This is a genomic window from Streptomyces blattellae, from assembly GCF_009709555.1.
In the GTDB taxonomy this organism is placed as follows: domain Bacteria; phylum Actinomycetota; class Actinomycetes; order Streptomycetales; family Streptomycetaceae; genus Streptomyces; species Streptomyces blattellae.
Genome location: NZ_WJBG01000201.1, coordinates 1 through 16,708, shown reverse-complemented (window position 1 = coordinate 16,708; position 16,708 = coordinate 1). Strand labels below are relative to the sequence as shown.

Here is a 16,708-nt window from a genome sequence, read left to right as displayed (position 1 = left end):
GTTCCGGGGCTGGCGTAGAGCCTGAGGACGACGCCGACGCTGCGGCTGTGCTCGACGCCGACGTTCAGACTGACGTCGACGTCGAGACGGATGCAGACTCTGAGGGCGGCGCGGACGCCGAGGGTGAGGACGATTCCGGAGCTGACGCCGGGAGCGAGGCCGACCGTGAGGCCGGGGCCGTGTCCGGGGCCGGCCCCGAGGCTGAGGCCGACACCGAGACGCGCTCCCGCTCTGCCGCTGACGTCGACGCTGACAGTGGCGCTGAGGTCGTGGCCGACGTCGGGCCTGAAGCTGACACCGAGACGCGCGCCCGCTCTGCCGCCGACGCCGACGCCGAAAGCGACGCTGAGGTCGTGGCCGACGCCGAGCCCGAGCCCGACGCCGAAGCCGAGACGCGCACCGGCTCCGAGGGCGACGCCGAATCCGAATCCGACTCCGACGCCGACAGTGACAGTGACGCCGTGGCCGATTCCGAAGCTGACGGCGAGTCGGCGGCTGACGCTGTGCCGGAGGCCGATGCAGAGCCCGGCACTGATGACGTGGACGGCCGTGAGGGTGGCGGCTCCGACGCGGAGGCGGACACCGGCGGCAGCGCGGCGTCCGGCGGCAGCGCGGCGTCCGGCGGCAGCGCGGGCTCCGGCGTCGGACCCGGCGCCGATGGCGGCACGCCCGAGGCCGGCAAGCCCCCCGTGGACCAGCCCACCGCCGTCTTCAAGGCTGTACGGCCCACCGGGCCCGCCGTCGATCAGCCGACCACCATGCTGAAGCTGGGCGGGGCGGCCAAGACGGCACCCGAGGACGCCGACAAGGCCCACGACAAGGCCCACGACAAGGCCCACGACAAGGCCGATGACAAGGCCGACGAAGGCCGGTCCCGCAAGCTCGAAGCGGACGTCGAGCGGACCAGTAAGTTCGTCGCGCTCAAGCCGCTGGACGTGCCGCGGCCGAGCGTGCCGAGGCCTGCCACGCCGGACGTCACCTCGCCCGTGCCGCAGGTCGGGCCGGAGCGGACGACGCAGCAGCCGTTGCCGCCGAAGCCGCCGCTGGATCTGCTGGCGGAGCTGACGAACACGCCACCGCCCCCGCAGACGCCGCTGCGCACGGCCGCGCGGCGGGTCAAGATCTGGACGCCGCTGCTCGTGCTGCTGGCGATCGTCTTCGGGGTCGTGCAGAGTGTGCGTCCGCTCCCGACCCCCACGCTCGACCTCACCGCGGCGGACGCCTACACCTTCGAGGGCGGCGAGGTCGACATCCCGTGGCCGTCCGACGGGCAGGCCGCCCTCAACGTCCAGGGCATCGGCACCTTCGGCAGCTCCGGCGACCAGAAGCCCGTCCCCATCGCCAGCGTCGCCAAGGTCATGACGGCGTACGTCATCCTCCGGGACCACCCGCTCAAGAGCGGCGAGGACGGCCCGAAGATCAGGATCGACCAGACCGCGCAGGAGCAGTCCGACGCCGGCCAGGAGTCCACCGTCGACGTCACCGCGGGCGACTCGATCACCCAGCGCGAGGCATTGGAAAGCATCCTCATCGCATCCGCGAACAACGTCGCCCGTCTCCTCGCCCGCTGGGACGCCGGCTCGGAGGAGGCGTTCGTGGAGAAGATGAACGCCGCCGCCGAGGACCTCGGCATGACCAACACCACGTACACCGACCCCTCCGGACTGAACGACTCCACTGTCAGCACCGCCGTGGACCAGGTGAAGCTCGCCGAGGCCGCCATGCAGGAACCCGCCTTCCGCGAGGTCGCCGCGATGATGTCGTACGACGACTACAAGGGCGTCAACCACTCCAACTGGAACCAGCTCGTCGGCAGGAACAACGTCGTCGGCATCAAGACCGGCACCACCACCTCCGCCCTCGGGAACCTCGTCTTCGCCGCCACGGAGGACATCGGCGGCGAGACCCGCACCATCATCGGCGCGGTCATCCGGCAGCCCGCCGGCGGACCGGAGAACACCATCCTCAGCGCCGCACTCGACGGCGGCGACAAGCTGATCCGCGCCGCCCAGGACGCCCTGCGGGCCGCGACGATCATCAAGAAGGGGGAGGTCGTCGGTTACGTCGACGACGGCCTCGGCGGTCGCACCCCGGTCGTCGCCACCGAGGACGTCACCGCCGTCGGCTGGTCCAGCCTGAAGGTCGGGCTGGACTTCACCGCGGACGCCGTACCGCACACCGCGAAGGCCGGCACCAAGGTCGGCACGCTCACCGTCGGCGACGGCGGCACGGCCGGTGCCGTGAAGGTGCCCGTCGCGCTGCAGACGGACCTCGCCGAGCCGGGCTTCACGGACAAGCTGACCCGCGTCGGCTGATACCGGGCGCGACGGTCCCAGCCGCGGCCCACCGCTCGGCCCCATCCGGGGGCCGGGCGGCGGGCCACGTGTTAGCGTCGCGAATCGGGGCAGGTCACCGCTCAGGGACGCGGCCGGGAAAGCCGCGGAGACGCGGCGGGCAACGCGCGGGGAACGGGGCGCGTCCTGAAGAGAACAGAAGACGGGACACGGGGAGTGCCTTCAGGTGGCCACTGCGGAGCCGAAACACGCAGACGACGCCGATCCGGACCCGGGATCAGGCCCGCGAATACCCGTGCCCGCACCGCCGCAGGCCGACACTGAGCACGGCGGTGCGGCGCAGGCGCTGGGGCGTGCCGTCCTGGCCGTCCGTGAACGGCTCCTGCGCCACCCCGTCCTGTCCCTCACCGCCCTGTCCGGCGCCCTGCATGTCGTCTGGTTCTTCACGTTCGCGAACAGCGGCGGCGACCTCGCCGCGCAGGACGCCTGGGCCGAGTTCGTCGGCCGACACCCCGACTCGGCGTACAACCTCGCCTGGTACGGCGGTATGCACCCGGTGTCGTACAGCGCGGTGTCGCCGTATCTGATGTCCCTCCTCGGCGTCCGTACGACGATGATGATCGCCGGGACGATCTCCGCCGGGCTGCTGACGATGATCCTGGTCCGCAGCCGCTGGGTGAAGAACCCGCTGTGGGCCGCGCTCGCCGGGGTCTTCGCGTTCCTGTGCAATGCCGCGTCGGGGCGGGTGACGTTCGGGCTCGGCACCGTGTTCGCCCTCGCCGCCGTCGCGGTGGTGTTCTGCTGGCCGCACCGCTGGCGCTACAAACGCTGGGCCAAGGCGCTGTGCGCGGCCCCGCTGGCGGCGCTCGCCACGTTGGCGTCACCGGTCGCGGGCCTGTTCGTGGGCCTGGTGGCGGTGGCGCTGTTCCTGCAGAAGCGCCGCCCGGGGGCCTGGGCGCTGGGGCTCGCCCCGACGGTCGTGGTCGCCGTCTCCGCCTGGCTGTTCCCCTTCTCCGGCACCCAGCCGATGTCCTTCGGCTCTGCGTCGCTGCCGCTGCTGTACGCGGTGTTCGTCTTCGCCGCCGTACCGCGCGAGTGGAAGACGGTACGGATCACGGCCGCCGTGTACGGGCTCTCGGTCCTGCTGGCGTGGCTGATCAGCTCGCAGATCGGCTCCAACATCACCCGGCTGCCGATGCTGTTCGCGGGGGTGGCACTGGTCGCCGCGCTGCCCTTCACGGTGCCGCGCTCCCGCAAGTGGTACGCGCTCGTCGTGGCCATCGTCGGCTTCAACGCGTGGATCGGCTTCAAGTCCGTCGACGACGTCGTGAACACGACCCCGACCGCCTCCTGGGCCCGCGAGCTGGCGCCCCTGGTCAACGAGCTCCAGGAGGTCGGCGCCGAGAAGGGCCGCGTCGAGGTCGTCCCCGCCCGCTCCCACCGCGAGGCCTCCGCACTCGCGCCGTACGTCAACCTGGCCCGCGGCTGGAACCGCCAGGCCGACATGGAACGCAACCCCCTCTTCTACGACGACACCCTCAACTCCGCCAACTACTACGAGTGGCTCAGGCGCTGGGCCGTCCACTTCGTCGTGCTGCCCAAGGGCGAGGCGGACGGCGACGGCGGTGAGCGCGAGCGGGAACTCGTCCAGCGCGGTATGCCGTATCTGGAGCAGATCTGGGGCGACGCCAACTGGCAGCTGTTCCGGGTCACCGACCCGACGCCGCTCGCCGAGCCGAACGCGGTCGTCGAGCGCATCGAGCAGACCGAGCTGAGGATGAGGGTCACCGCGCCCGGCCGCATCCTCGTCCGCATCCCCTACTCGCCGTGGCTGAGCATCGTCGACGCCGACGGCAAGAAGCTTGAGCGCCCGCAGGAGACGGAGGCATCCAAGGACCGTCCCGACGGCGCCCCGAAGACGTACGACAACGTCAACGGCTGCCTGATGGAGGCCGAGGAGGACGCGGACGGCGACAAGTGGACGGTCCTGCTGGCCCCGAAGGCGGGGACCTACCGGCTGGGGGCACCGTACGGGGTCCCGCGCGGGACCCCGTGCCCGGAGGAACTGAGGTAGCCAGCGGGACCGGACTCAGTGGAGCCGGACCACCGGGATTGGGCTCGGCGGGACGGGGCTCAGCGGAGCCGGACCGGAAACGCGATGTCGCACACCGGATCCTCCGCCCCCGCCGCATCCCAGTCGGCGAAGTACACCTCGCGGCAGGGTCCCGCCTGTTCCAGCCCCTGCGCGGCGATCCACTCCTCGACCGCCTCGAACGCCGCCAGGATCTGTGGATGGGCCACCTGCGCCTTGGTGATCCGGGTGCAGGCGAGCCGCTGTGCGGGATCGACCCTGACCTGTGTCTCCCAGGCCCATCCGCGCGCGTCGGCCCACGACCGGGCCGCGGCCTCGTCGGCGACGGGGACGCACGCCTCGGCGGGCCCGTCGCTCTCCATCGACACCTCGGAGTGGTACACGACGAACGGCGGCGCCGTGACGCCGCCGCACTCCCGGGAGGCCGCCTCCAGGCGCCCCAGCGACGCCCCGATCCACGCCGGCAGCTCGTCCGCCAGCGTGTGCCGCGTCTCGGTGATCACCACCCGCGCCGGCACGTCGACCGTCTCGATCTCGAACTTCCCGTACATCTCGGAACTCCTCCCCGACAGCCGTCCACGGAGGTACCCGGCGAGCGTCCGCTGCCCCGCGACTCGCGCTTCTACGTCCGCCCAGTAGGTCGCGAGCAGCCGCTCGGCGTGGTCGCCGTCGGCCGCCTCGACGACCTCGGCGATCCGGGCCAGCGGCATGTCCAGCTGCCGCAGCAGGGCCACGAGCCGGGCGCGTTCGGCCTGGTCGGCGCGGTAGTAGCGGTAGCCGCTGGCCTCGTCCACGTGGGCCGGGGCGAGCAGTCCGAGCCGGTCGTACAGCCGCAGGGCCTTGGCCGAGAGCCGGGCCCTCGCGGCGAACGCCCCGATGGTGAGCAGTTCGTTCTCCACCACGTCATCCTCCGTCACCGGGTGCCTTCCGCCCGGTGACAGGGACGCTCACCCTTGCCCCAAGGGCAAGGTCAACAGGCAGCTAAGCCAACTGGGCCTCCACGGCCGCGACGACCTCCGCCGACTCCGGCTCGGTCCGCGGCCCGAAGCGCGCGACGACCTGGCCGTCCCGGCCGATCAGGAACTTCTCGAAGTTCCAGCGGATGTCGCCGGTGTGCCCCTCGGCGTCGGCGAAGCCGGTCAGGCGGTCGTACAGCGCATGCCGTCCGTCCCCGTTGACCTCGACCTTCTCGGTCATCGGGAAGGTCACGCCGTACGTCGCCGAGCAGAACTCGGCGATCTCCTCGGAGCTGCCGGGCTCCTGGCCCATGAACTGGTTGCAGGGCACGCCGAGCACGGTGAAGCCCTGCGCGGCGTAACGCTCCTGCAGCCGCTCCAGGCCCGCGTACTGCGGGGTCAGCCCGCACTTGGAGGCCACGTTCACGACGAGCACGGCCTTGCCCTTGTACTGGCCGAGATCCGCCGCACCGCCCTGAAGCGCATCGATGTCCACGTCGAGTACGGAGTTGCCGCTGGTGTCAGTAGTCATGAAACGGATGCTAACGCCGGCAGCTGTCGGCACCGTTCGGCGGTTCGACGCGAACCCGTCCCGCCGCTGCCCGCGAGCACAGCACCGACCGGCCCGCCCCCGTCGTTCCACCAGCCCCGCGTCCCGCAGGATCCCCGGATGGCGGCCGACCGAGCCGAGGCGCAGGCCGGTCAGGGCGACGAGCCGGGTCGTACTCAGCGGGGAGTCCAGCAGGACGAGCAGCGCGGCCCGCGCACAGCGGCTCTCACCGAGACGGCGTGTCCCGGGTCCGTGCAGACGAGCCGCGCGGCAATGTGCGGTCCTTGACAAGGGTCCAGGGGGCGATTCAGACGTGGCGTCAACCTCCGACACGCCTCCGACGCTTCGGCGGGGTGACGGGCTCCGGTTCTTTCACCGGCCCGGCCTAATCCCGTTCTTCAAACTGCCGTTAATTGCGGCAATTTGACGACCCCTCAGGGAAATCCGAAATACCTGCTGGATGCCCTCGTGTACCTCCGGATGGCGGCTGCGCGTCACACGTTAGTGATCTTTGAGATGCCGTCGGAAATCGCCCTCAGTAGGTTCATTCACAGATCGGCAGTTCAGCCGATTTCCCTGAAAGAAGGAGAAATCTGAGATGCAGACACGCACCGTCGCCCTGATCGCCGGCGCCTCGGCAGCCGTGGCCCTGACTGTCACCGGCGTGACCTACGCCTCCGCGGACTCCCCCCAGACCGCCTCGTCCGTCCGGGAAGCCGTCCGTCCCGCCTCGGCCCCCCTCGGTGGCGACAGCGACTTCGGGCACGAGAAGGACGGGTACAAGAAGGACCACCACGGGCACAAGAGGGACGGCGGCGAGATCCAGATCAACGAGCGGACTTACTCGGCCGACCCGGGAGCGTGCATCACGGTCGTCCCGGGTGTCGCCACCACCTTCAACGTCACCAACAACACCCACCGGACCATTCAGTTCTTCAACGGGTCCGTCTGCGACCTCGGCGCTCCCCTCGCCACGGTTGGGCCTGGTAGCACCAGCTTCGGAGTCGACACTGTGACCACCAACGGCAGCTTCCGCGTCGTCGACTAAAAGGGACCGCGGCAGCGACCGTCCCCGACGAAGTCACCGTTGGATGTGACAGCCCCACACGCGCATCAGAGCCCCGGCCCGCCGTAATCGGGCCGGGGCTCCGGCGCAGGGTATGCCCTTCAGGTGGAAATACCCGGCTGGGCTCGTTTCACATTATGTGCCCGTCCCATGGTGATCGCAAAAGCAAGCGGGCATGCAGCTGATTGGCGGCCGGGGCGAAGGTCCGTTGGTCGGGAATCGGCGCGTTGCATTGGAAAAACACGATCGACTGACGTCAATGTGGAATCACTACCGGACGAGTGCGGGAGCGCCGTAGCTGTGCTGTTGACGTTGGTCAGACGAGGGAAAGGACCTGCCGGTGCACCGCCTGTCGACGAAGCGCTCGCGCGTCAGCTCGATGGCAGCGCCGCTCGGGCCCGTTACTGGGTGAAAAGAACCCCGAGAGAAACCGTGCACCTGCTGCACCGGGCTCGTCTCTACCACATCGCCGCAGCCGCACTCAGCGTCATCGCAGGGCTCGCCGCCTGGCCGCTCATCGCCGACGGTTCCCGCCTCACCGCCCAGGTGGTGCTCTCCGCGCTGTCCTGCCTGGCCGCGCTGACCATCGCCGCGCCCTACGCAACCGGCCTGCACGACCGCGCCGAGGAATCCATCAAGCTCTGCGGAACGTACGGAGCGATCTACGGTGAGCTGCTGCGCGCACAGAGCCAGCTCGGCACGCAAGCCACCACGCCACCGCGGGTCAGAGAACTCATCCAGCAGTTCGATGACGTCAACACACGCAAGGACGCCCTCAGACTTGCCGCACCAGCCCCGGACTCCGGCCAGACACCCGGTGAGCATCCTGGCCCCGCCCAGTAGCGGTGTCTGAACCCCTCCGGGCTGTCAGGGTTCGGGCCGCCCTGCGACTCAAGGTCCAGGCTCGTGTGCGGTGGTGGACTCAGGAAGCTCCGCCTCGTCCGGAGGAGCCGGTGGGCGGGGGAATATGAAGTCCTCAAGCATTCCCAGCGCGAGTATCAAAGCCAGCATCAGTGCGGGCAAGCACAGAGCTATGAGGGCCACAGCGCCTCCCAGGGGATGGGGTGTCGGGCTGTCGGACCGGGATCTCGCTGGAGGCTGCGGAGCGTTGCGCAATCGGAGCGAAGGTCCTCCTTCTCCGCGGCTCTGGTCTCTTGGCGTCCGTCGTCCGTGAAGACGACCAGCTCACAGCCTTCAGTGTGGAGCCGAATGGAGTACCGCGCATGCCGAGATCCCCGCGTGCAGGCGCCAGGTGAACAAAAAGGAGGAGGCGGGCGAGGGCGTCGGCGCTGAGCTGCCACCAGCCCATGGGCGTACGCCACCTTTCGCACTCCGCGGAAAACAGCGGAAAAACGATGGCTCCGGCTCTCGGGCGTGCCCGAGACTCTTCCCCCATGACCGCCAGTTACGCATCCCTGTTCCGCACACCGGAGTTCACCCCGCTCTTCCTCGTCTCCGTGGCGAACGTCGCCGCTCAGACGATGGCCGGACTGGCGCTCGGCACGCTCGTCTACCGGGCGACGGGGTCGCCGCTGCTGTCGGCGGTGAGCATGTTCGGCCCCTCGCTGGCGCAGGTGCTGGGCGCGACGCTGCTGATGTCGGGCGCGGACCGGCTGCCGCCGAGGGCGACGCTGGCCGGGATCTCGGGCGCCTCCGCGGCCGGTACGGCGGTGCTGGCCCTGCCCGGACTGCCGATCTGGGGGATCTTCGTCGTCGTCCTGGCGCAGGGGCTGGTCGCGTCGCTCGGCGGGGGAGTGCGGTGGGGGCTGCTGAACGAGGTGGTGGCCAAGGGCGCATTCATGCCGGGACGTTCGCTCTTCAACATGATGAGCGGGCTGGTGCAGATAGCCGGATACGCGGCGGGCGGCGTGCTGCTGGCGGTCCTGTCCCCGGGCACGGTCCTGCTGCTCGCGGCGGCGCTGCACATCATGGCCGCGATCGGCGTCCGGCTCGGCCTGTCGGCCCGCCCGCCACGCGCGTCGGGCCGCCCCTCGGTGACGGCGACCTGGCACGCCAACGCCCTGCTGTGGTCCTCCCGCCCACGCCGGCACGTCCTGCTGGCCCTCTGGGTTCCCAACGGCCTGATCGTCGGCTGCGAGTCGTTGTACGTCTCCTACGCCCCCGCCGACGCGGGCACGCTGTTCGCCTGTGCGGCGCTGGGAATGTTCGTCGGGGACGTGACGGTCGGCCGGCTGCTGCCGCCCGGGGTGCGGGCACGGCTCGGGGTGCCGCTGCTGGTCCTGCTGGCCACGCCGTACGCCTTCTTCGCCCTGCGCCCACCACTCCCGCTCGCCGCGGTCGCGGTCGCCGTCGCGTCGGTCGGGTTCGGCGCGAGCCTCGTGCAGCAGGAGCGCCTGATGTCCCTGACCCCTGGCGAACTGGCGGGCCAGGCCCTGGGGTTGCACAGCTCCGGGATGCTCACCATGCAGGGTGTGAGCGCGGCCCTCGCCGGCTCGCTGGCCCAACTCACCTCGCCCGCCACCGCGATGACGGTCATGGCGGTGGCGTCGCTCGGGGTGACGGGGACGCTGGGCGTCTTGGGTTCTGGCCCCGCAAGGCCCCGTAGGGGGCGCGGGGCTGTATTGGATGTGCGGCTACCGCCCCGCGGACGCGACCAGCCCCCACCGTCCCGCAGATGAATCCACCGCGCCCAGCGGAGCGCTACCGCTTGCGCCCCACCCCGCAGTAGGCGTCCACGACAACGGCGTCCCCCGACTCCGGGCGCCACTCGGTCACCTGCACGACGCCCGGCTCCACCAGTTCCAGGTCGTCGAAGAACCCGGCGATCTCCTCGACGCTGCGTACGTAGTACGGCACCGCGCCACTCGCGTTGTATGCCTCCGACGCGGCGATCATGCCCTCGCTGGTGGCGGTGCTGTCGCTGATCACCAGGTAGCTGCCCGACGGCAGGCCCGCCATGAACGCGCGCACGAGTCCGCGCGCCTGCTCGTAATCGGCGACATGGCCGAGGGTGTTGAGGATCATCAGGGCGACCGGCTGGGAGAGGTCGAGCGTGCCCGCGGCGGCCTCCAGGACGGCCTTGGGGTCGTACAGGTCGGCGTCCAGATAGGCGGTCGTGCCCTCGGGGGTGCTGGTGAGCAGGGCGTTGGCGTGGCTCAGCACGATGGGGTCGTTGTCGACGTACACGATCCGGGCGTCCGGGGCCACGCGCTGGGCCACCTCGTGCGTGTTGTCGGCGGTCGGCAGCCCGGTGCCGACGTCCAGGAACTGCCGTATGCCCTGCTCGACGGCGAGGTGGCGGACGGCACGCCCCAGGAAGTGCCGGCTCGTGACCGCCACGTCGACGAGGCCGGGGAAGATCTGCTTGATGTGGTCCCCGATCTCCCGGTCGGCCGGGTAGTTGTCCTTGCCGCCGACGAAGTAGTTCCAGAACCGGGCCGAATGCGGCTTGGTCGTGTCGATCCGGGCGCGTACCTCCGCGGTGGCGGCGACATCGGGGGTTGAGTCCGACACGGGGGAGCCTCCTGCACCTCGATATGGGCGTTGGGTGATCAGTATCAACGTAAATCAACTCGACGGGTGAGAAAGGCGGTTCGGAGAACCGCGGGTGCGGTGTCTTGATGCGCGTATTGACGTGTCCCTGCCCTGGTGGGTTCATGGGAGCGCTCCCGTACGACGTCGTCCGGGTCGCGGGAACCTCTGACGAGACGGTCGCTGCCTCCACCACGAACTCCGTCACCCTGACCGGACTCACCCCCGACACGACGTACAGCTTCGCCGTCCACGCCCGCGACGCCGCCGGCAACCGCTCGGCACGCTCGGCGACGGTGAGCGTCACGACGGACGAGGCCGCCGGGGTGGGCTGCACGGTCGGCTACCGGGCGGTGAACGAGTGGCCGGGCGGCTTCCAGGGCGAGATCGTGATCCGGAACACCGGGATGACGCCGCTGAGCGGATGGACGCTCGCCTTCACCTTCCCTGACGGCCAGACCGTCACCACCATGTGGGGCGGGACCGCGACCCAGAGCGGTGGTGCGGTGACGGTGCGGCCCGCGTCCTATACGTCCACCATTCCGGCGGCGGGGTCCGTGACCGTCGGCTTCACCGGGACCAAGGGGGCCACGAACACCGCTCCGGCGTCCTTCACCCTCGACGGAGCGGCCTGCGCCGGGGCCTGACCCCTGGGGGCGGAGCGCGGCGGACGTCAGTTGCCGGTACCTCGCCGGTGATCGGGCAGGGCGCGGATCTCGTCGCCGAGGTCGTCGGAGAGCACGTCGTGTCCTCGGGCGAAGCTCTTGAGCGTTGCCGGGCCCGAGTCCCGGACGGCCTTGGAGGCATAGCAGACCTCCATCTGCCGGCACTGCGGACAGAACAGACTGGCCACGAAGGGGGAGAGGGAGACCGGGCCGTCGGGGCTCAGCACGTAGAACATGCCGTCGGCCACCGGCTGGGTCCAGGTGAACTCCCGGCGTTCGAAGTCCGGGTGGTCGCCCATCACATGGTGGGCGACCACGTCGAAGGTGTGTGATCGCGGCCGGTAGGCGCAGGAGACGGTGAGCAGCCAGGGCGTCCGCGTCAGGAACTCGGCCTGCTCCAGGGCCTTTTCGAGATGGGGAACGCACTCCGCCACCCGGAGGGCGGACTCGTCGACGCTCTGCGGCCGGTCACCGTGCGCGGCACGGTTCCGTTCCGCGCGCAACGCGTTGAGGCGGCCGACCAGGCCCGGGGAATCCGGTTCGTCGTGCAATGACTCCCGGAGACCGGGAACGACATCGGGACGGTCCGCCGCGAGCCGGCGCAGAGCGTCGAGCCAGTTGGTCCACGTGCCGAACGTGGCACCGCCCCCGGAGAGAAAGGCGCTGCGGAGTGCGGACAGGTTGCGCAGGCCCACTCCGTGGCCCGTGCCGTCCGTCCCCCGCAGCAGGGCGGCCGACGTCACGCTGACGCAGATCGCGAGGATCTCGGCGGCATCGAGCAGAGCCTCGTACTGATCCTTGCCGGTGTGCGCCAGCTGGAAGGTGCGAACGGCACGGGCCACGGGGTGGGGCATCGTGTTCCGTGCGGCTGCCAGCACGTCCGGGGAGGAGGACGGGGACGTGGTGCCCGCGACGGGGGCGGGCCGGGGGTGTGATGGTGGGGCGGGCGGTGGTGGGGGCGGCGCCTGGACGGGCGGGGACGGCCGTGCGGCAGCCGGCATGGCGGGGGCGGGGGCGTACTGGACAGGAGGGGGGAGCGGCGTCCCGACGGCGGGCCGTGGTGAACCGTGGTGCCTGCGCGACAGCCAGCGCCGGACGAGTAACCGGAGCCAAGCCGGAAACACCCCGAAAAGGGTGACGAACGTCAGCACAGCGAGCAGCGTGTCCAGCCAGACGGGCATCGACCTGGGCTGATCGCTGCTGCCAATGGCGGCGCCGGTGATGGCCCCCCAGCCCATGGTCATCCAGAACGCCCAGTCCCGATGGACCGGACTGTCGTACAGCGCCAGCACGGCATTGCGCCGCTTGGCGCGAGACGTCGGCGGCGCAGACGACGGAAACCTGGCGTCATCGGTCATGCGCGTATGGTGCCTGGTCCATGCCCACCACAACCAGCTTTCCGTGCGCACCGGTTGACGCTCTACTCGGCTCTACTCGCCGTCCCCGACGCGCACGACCGCCAGCGTGATGTTGTCGGGGCCGCCGGCCTCGATGGCGGCCTTCCACAGTTCGAACGCGGCGCGTCCGTCGTCGTGCTCCCGCATCACCTTGTCGAGAACGTCCGTCGGCAGCGGGTCGGTCAGACCGTCCGTGCAGATGAGGTAGCGGTCGCCGGGTGACAGGGGTACGGAGGTCACATGCGGGAGGACGGCGCGGTAGAAGGGGCTGCCGCCCAGGCACTGGGTGACGAGGGACGTGGTGCGCTGCCCGGGTTCGAGCGGTCCGCTGTCGTCGACGCTCACCTGACGCAGCCCGTCGGGGGCGGACGCGAAGACGCGACTGTCGCCCACGTTGAACACGAGCAGCGCATCAGGCTGTACGACGGCGCCGGCGACCGTCGTCCCCATGGTCGCGAGTTCGCCGCCCTCGTCGCCGCCGGCGGCCTCGTACACGGCGCGATTGCAGGCGCTCAGGGCGCTGCGTACGGCGTCCTCGCCGCTCAAAGCCGGACCGAGCGCCGCGAGTTGACGTACGACCAGGGCGCTGGCCACCTCGCCGCCGGGATGCCCGCCGAGTCCGTCGGCGACGGCGACGGCGAGCGGTGTCCCGAGCGGGAAGGCCAGGGTCTGCGGATTCTCGGTGACCGTTGCGCACAGGGTCCACGGCCCGACGACGAGACTGTCCTCGTTCCGGTCCCTGAGCAGCCCCGGATGACTCAGCGCACTCACGGCGACGTACGGCATACGACACCATCACCGCCGACCGCGTTCATCGCGCTCATCGCGCCCACCGCTGTTCCGTCGCTCACTGCTCCCTTTCCACGTACTCCTTGAAGGACTCCAGATCACTGCGGACGAGCCGCTCGATCGCATTCGCCTGCGCGAATCCCCTGGGCCCGCCGAAGATCTCCCTGATCGTGCCGGGGTCGTACTCCAGCCGCGCCTGGACCCGGGTGTGGTCCCGGTCGATCGGCTGCAGCGAGAAGGACCCCGTCAGCTCGGCGGCGCCCGTGGTGTGCCACTCCATCACGCGTTCGTCGCCGTGGTCGGAGACCTCGGCCGCCAGCTCCCGGGCCCGTCCGCCGGCCTCGACGTCCAGATGCGCCCGCCGCTCCGTCTCCGCACGGGCACCCCGTACCCCTGCCACGTAGCGCGGACAGTCCTCCACCCGGTGCAGCCTCTCCCAGGCCCTGTCCACCGGGACTCCGACATCGATGTGCTCTTCGAGGGTGCTCATGGCCACCTCCGGGTTCGGCTCATGACGCACGGTCTTTCCGTCTCCGGCTTCCCGTCTCCGGCTTCCCGTCTCCGGCTTCTGTCTCCGGCTTCTGTCTCCAGTGTGCGCCCGGCACCGGCTGAGCACGCCTTGCGGCTGTTCGGGTGCTTCCCGGGGAGACCGCACATCATGGCGCGTCGCTGAATCCTATGGTCATTTTTCATACTAATCTCCCGTAACTGTGCGAAGTCGATCTGTCGCGGATCGCACACGTCACATCAACACCACACCTCACTTCCGGAGATGACATGCACAAGCTTCACAAGGCTGCCGTCGTGGTCGTCGCTCTCGGCAGCGTCGGCATCCTGAGCACCGGCACCGCCACCGCCAAGGGGAACGACGGGCACGGCGGCAAGACCGTCATGCAGAGCTCGCACTGCAAGTCGCACGACCTGAACCTGGACATCCTCGGCCAGGTCGGCATCCTCAACGGCGTGCTGGGCAACGCCCTCAACGGCGAGGGCAACTCGGGTGGTCAGGGCACCCACGTGGGCTCGACCATGGGCTGCGACAACAAGGCCTTCTAGGCGGCGCCTCAAGGAACGGGCCCTGTCGCCGGCGGGCAGTGCTGGAACCATGCCCCGTCGTGGGACCTTCCGGTGGAGTACGGGGCATGGGAGGTGAATGCCGACACTGTGATCGGGGTGCGCTGACACCCCCCGCCTCGGAAGCCCCAGGGGCCTGATCCGCTTCTCCGGATCAGGCCCCTGCCCCTGACCGCCCTCGGCGGGATTCGAACCTGCGACACCCGCTTTAGGAGTGGGATCGGATCCTTGCCGGGTGGTGCCTGGCGCTGCCGGGCGGTGCTGTTTCCCCTGGTCAGAAGCGCACGGCGAGCCACTTGATCCGGCTCATGCCGCCCTGTATCGGGCCGTCCGCTCACGCATCGCTCACGCGCTGCCGACTGCTGAGCAGCGCGTGGGTCAGACCTGGCCGAGGTCGATCTGCACCGGGAAGGGGGCCGCTACCTTGAGGACGCCGGTGAACACGTCTCCGTCCCGGTAGGTCTTCGTCGCGGGGTCGAGAACGTAGGTGTACACGAGAGGAACGCCTGTCGCGGCTTGCTCGATCCGCCAGTAGAAGCCGATGCCTGCCTTGGCGTACTGGTCGACCTTCACGATCCGGTCGGTGGTCTCCGAGCCCGGCGACACCACCTCCGCGACCAGCAGCACGTGCTCAGGACGCGTGGGGGTGATGTCGATCGTGTCTGCGCGGTACACGACGACGTCCGGGCGGCGACTGGTGAGCGGGACGTCCTGAAGCCGGACGTCGAAGTCAGTGTCGGCGTTCCACTCCGGGCCCGCCGCGGCATCCAGGGCGTTCGCCAGAATCCGAGCCAGCCGGTTGTGCCGCTTGGACGCACTCGGACTCACGACGACCATCCCGTCCACGATCTCGATACCGGCGCACTGCTCCTCGGACCAGGACTCGTACTCATCCGCCGTGATCTGCTCATGCATCCACGCCGGGGCCACCATCTCGGCCGTCATGAAGCACCTCCCGGACACTGTGCTGCGGGCCCGATCCCGCTGGACTCAGCGTACTGTCTGCCTCCGTCCGGCACGCTGATCTCGCTCACGCCCCTTCCCGCGCGGCTACGCGGGTGCTGCCACCGGATCCGGCGCTGTCCACCGGCTACGGGCAACGCAAGCAGGAGCGCGGCCGGGGCCAGTACTTTGGTCAGCCCTACCGTGATCTCGTGGCGCTGACGGACGCGGCACTGGCACGCGACGACCTCGACGCGACCAGGATCGGCCTCGCCGGCTGGTCCTACGGCGGCTACGGCGGCTGCCTGGCCAACCGGGCCCTCACCGACCGCTTCAAGGCGATGGTCAGCCACGACGGGATGTAGAACCTGGAGGCGTTCCAGATCGACACGGACATGCACGCGTACTTCCGGAAGATCTTCGGCGACCCGCGGACTCGGCGCGAACGGTACGAAGCCGACTCGCCCCACGCGGCGAAGGTGACCACGCCGATACTGATCGTGCCCGGCGGTAAGGACCGCCGAATCCCGATGGGCCAGGCGCTGAGCCTGCACAGCGATCTTCAGCGGCTCGGGACGCCCGTCAGCTTCCTGCACTTCCCGGACGAGGGGCACGCCATCGGGGCGCCGAACCACATTCGCCTCATATACGAGACGGTGCTGAACTTCCTAGACCCAATGCCGTGTAGTTAGGGCTTGCCGATTAACAACTCGCTGTCTTGACGTTTGGTGGGTGGGTGATCTCTGCCGCGCTGGCGAGGGCGTAGAGGTCCTCGAGGGTGGTGAGTCGGTCGTCGGCGGGGTGGATGACGTGTCCAGCGGTGTCGAGGAGTTGGCGGATGTCGCGGATGCGCCGGTTGATGGTTTCGGGTGTCACGGTAAAGAGGCGGGCGATCGCGACCTGCGGAAGCCCGAGCCGCTGGTGAAGGAGGGTGGCCAGGAGCCGGTCGGCGAGGGTGAGGAGGGGGCGACGGCCGGTGAGAGGACCACCCTTGATGCGCGGCCGGTGGCCACGCCGTTTGTCCAGGTGCGTTTCCCGCTGGTCCTCGTGGAGGGCGGTGAGCGTGGTGATCAGCTTGGTCCACTCCTCGGCCGGGAGCCCGGTCAGGGCCGGGTGGCACAGCCAGGCGAGGTCGGCACTGGGCTGGTCGAACGGGTCCGGGGCGTCACTGACCTGGTCGTACGGCTCGGGGCGAAGGCTGTAGTTCCAGTCGCCGTGCCAGGCGTGGTGGTCCAGGGGAAGGGCGGCCATCTGCCGGTTGCTGATGCGGACGCCGGTGGGGTAGGTGGCGGTGTCGAGTTCGGCGCGGACTTTCAGCCCGGTGCGGGTGGTGGTCGCCGCGATGCTGTTCACGATGACGTCGTGGCTGGTCAGGGGCCTGCCCCGCCAGT

At 69.9% G+C, this 16,708-nt stretch carries 14 protein-coding genes and 2 pseudogenes; 8 read left to right on the top strand and 8 right to left on the bottom strand.

Annotation, left to right across the window (positions count from 1 at the left end):
* The first annotated feature begins 47 nt into the window (after positions 1 to 47).
* Complete coding sequence (locus tag GFH49_RS27365; RefSeq protein ID WP_230396521.1) at positions 48 to 2,315, top strand: D-alanyl-D-alanine carboxypeptidase; 2,268 nt, start codon at positions 48 to 50, stop codon at positions 2,313 to 2,315.
* A 205-nt stretch (positions 2,316 to 2,520) separates the two neighbouring features.
* Positions 2,521 to 4,368 (top strand): DUF8823 domain-containing protein, encoded by a 1,848-nt coding sequence (locus GFH49_RS27360; protein ID WP_155058731.1) that lies wholly within the window; start codon positions 2,521 to 2,523, stop codon positions 4,366 to 4,368.
* A gap of 59 nt (positions 4,369 to 4,427) precedes the next feature.
* On the opposite strand, the gene GFH49_RS27355 is transcribed toward GFH49_RS27360, so the two are convergent.
* Both GFH49_RS27355 and GFH49_RS27350 read right to left on the bottom strand, forming a co-directional pair.
* Complete coding sequence (locus GFH49_RS27355; RefSeq protein WP_155058730.1) at positions 4,428 to 5,303, bottom strand: MerR family transcriptional regulator; 876 nt, start codon at positions 5,301 to 5,303, stop codon at positions 4,428 to 4,430.
* A 64-nt stretch (positions 5,304 to 5,367) separates the two neighbouring features.
* On the bottom strand, positions 5,368 to 5,874 hold the full coding sequence (locus tag GFH49_RS27350; RefSeq protein WP_155058729.1) for a glutathione peroxidase: 507 nt from the start codon (positions 5,872 to 5,874) through the stop codon (positions 5,368 to 5,370).
* Positions 5,875 to 6,490: 616 nt separating this feature from the next.
* Between GFH49_RS27350 and GFH49_RS27345 the strand changes: the two genes are divergently transcribed.
* From GFH49_RS27345 to GFH49_RS27335, 3 genes are all read left to right on the top strand, one after another.
* The gene (locus GFH49_RS27345) at positions 6,491 to 6,940 is read left to right on the top strand and encodes a hypothetical protein (RefSeq protein ID WP_155058728.1); all 450 of its coding nucleotides are present in this window, start codon (positions 6,491 to 6,493) and stop codon (positions 6,938 to 6,940) included.
* A 450-nt stretch (positions 6,941 to 7,390) separates the two neighbouring features.
* On the top strand, positions 7,391 to 7,801 hold the full coding sequence (locus GFH49_RS27340) for a hypothetical protein (RefSeq protein WP_230396520.1): 411 nt from the start codon (positions 7,391 to 7,393) through the stop codon (positions 7,799 to 7,801).
* 551 nt (positions 7,802 to 8,352) lie between these two features.
* Positions 8,353 to 9,597, top strand: coding sequence for an MFS transporter (locus tag GFH49_RS27335; RefSeq protein ID WP_230396519.1), 1,245 nt, complete (start codon positions 8,353 to 8,355; stop codon positions 9,595 to 9,597).
* Between the two features lie 22 nt (positions 9,598 to 9,619).
* On the opposite strand, the gene GFH49_RS27330 is transcribed toward GFH49_RS27335, so the two are convergent.
* Complete coding sequence (locus tag GFH49_RS27330; RefSeq protein ID WP_155058726.1) at positions 9,620 to 10,432, bottom strand: SAM-dependent methyltransferase; 813 nt, start codon at positions 10,430 to 10,432, stop codon at positions 9,620 to 9,622.
* Between the two features lie 143 nt (positions 10,433 to 10,575).
* On the opposite strand from GFH49_RS27330, the pseudogene GFH49_RS27325 reads away from it, so the two are divergent.
* Positions 10,576 to 11,097, top strand: a pseudogene (locus GFH49_RS27325) (cellulose binding domain-containing protein); the annotation flags it as partial.
* Between the two features lie 26 nt (positions 11,098 to 11,123).
* Here GFH49_RS27325 and GFH49_RS27320 read toward each other — a convergent pair.
* From GFH49_RS27320 to GFH49_RS27310, 3 genes are all read right to left on the bottom strand, one after another.
* The gene (locus GFH49_RS27320; protein WP_155058724.1) at positions 11,124 to 12,473 is read right to left on the bottom strand and encodes a hypothetical protein; all 1,350 of its coding nucleotides are present in this window, start codon (positions 12,471 to 12,473) and stop codon (positions 11,124 to 11,126) included.
* A gap of 72 nt (positions 12,474 to 12,545) precedes the next feature.
* Entirely contained in the window at positions 12,546 to 13,298 is a 753-nt protein-coding gene (locus tag GFH49_RS27315) for a PP2C family protein-serine/threonine phosphatase (protein WP_155058723.1), read from the bottom strand.
* A gap of 61 nt (positions 13,299 to 13,359) precedes the next feature.
* Positions 13,360 to 13,791 carry an SRPBCC family protein gene (locus GFH49_RS27310; protein ID WP_155058722.1) on the bottom strand — a complete coding sequence of 144 codons (432 nt, stop codon included), beginning with the start codon at positions 13,789 to 13,791 and terminating at the stop codon, positions 13,360 to 13,362.
* 287 nt (positions 13,792 to 14,078) lie between these two features.
* Here GFH49_RS27310 and GFH49_RS27305 point away from each other — a divergent pair, with 287 nt between their 5' ends.
* Positions 14,079 to 14,357 (top strand): hypothetical protein, encoded by a 279-nt coding sequence (locus GFH49_RS27305; RefSeq protein WP_155058721.1) that lies wholly within the window; start codon positions 14,079 to 14,081, stop codon positions 14,355 to 14,357.
* A 396-nt stretch (positions 14,358 to 14,753) separates the two neighbouring features.
* Here GFH49_RS27305 and GFH49_RS27300 read toward each other — a convergent pair whose 3' ends face one another.
* The gene (locus GFH49_RS27300) at positions 14,754 to 15,320 is read right to left on the bottom strand and encodes a Uma2 family endonuclease (protein WP_155058720.1); all 567 of its coding nucleotides are present in this window, start codon (positions 15,318 to 15,320) and stop codon (positions 14,754 to 14,756) included.
* Between the two features lie 113 nt (positions 15,321 to 15,433).
* Here GFH49_RS27300 and GFH49_RS27295 point away from each other — a divergent pair.
* Positions 15,434 to 16,009, top strand: a pseudogene (locus tag GFH49_RS27295) (alpha/beta hydrolase family protein).
* Positions 16,010 to 16,019: 10 nt separating this feature from the next.
* On the opposite strand, the gene GFH49_RS27290 reads toward GFH49_RS27295, so the two are convergent.
* Positions 16,020 to 16,708: ISAzo13-like element transposase-related protein (locus GFH49_RS27290; RefSeq protein WP_196218142.1), on the bottom strand; the 689-nt coding region annotated here is incomplete at its 5' end.

Coding starts and splice junctions, on each gene's coding strand:
- GFH49_RS27350 (WP_155058729.1), bottom strand. CDS start 5,874: ATGACTACTGACACCAGCGGCAACTCCGTACTCGACGTGGACATCGAT.
- GFH49_RS27345 (WP_155058728.1), top strand. CDS start 6,491: ATGCAGACACGCACCGTCGCCCTGATCGCCGGCGCCTCGGCAGCCGTG.
- GFH49_RS27335 (WP_230396519.1), top strand. CDS start 8,353: ATGACCGCCAGTTACGCATCCCTGTTCCGCACACCGGAGTTCACCCCG.
- GFH49_RS27320 (WP_155058724.1), bottom strand. CDS start 12,473: ATGACCGATGACGCCAGGTTTCCGTCGTCTGCGCCGCCGACGTCTCGC.
- GFH49_RS27315 (WP_155058723.1), bottom strand. CDS start 13,298: ATGCCGTACGTCGCCGTGAGTGCGCTGAGTCATCCGGGGCTGCTCAGG.
- GFH49_RS27310 (WP_155058722.1), bottom strand. CDS start 13,791: ATGAGCACCCTCGAAGAGCACATCGATGTCGGAGTCCCGGTGGACAGG.
- GFH49_RS27305 (WP_155058721.1), top strand. CDS start 14,079: ATGCACAAGCTTCACAAGGCTGCCGTCGTGGTCGTCGCTCTCGGCAGC.
- GFH49_RS27300 (WP_155058720.1), bottom strand. CDS start 15,320: ATGACGGCCGAGATGGTGGCCCCGGCGTGGATGCATGAGCAGATCACG.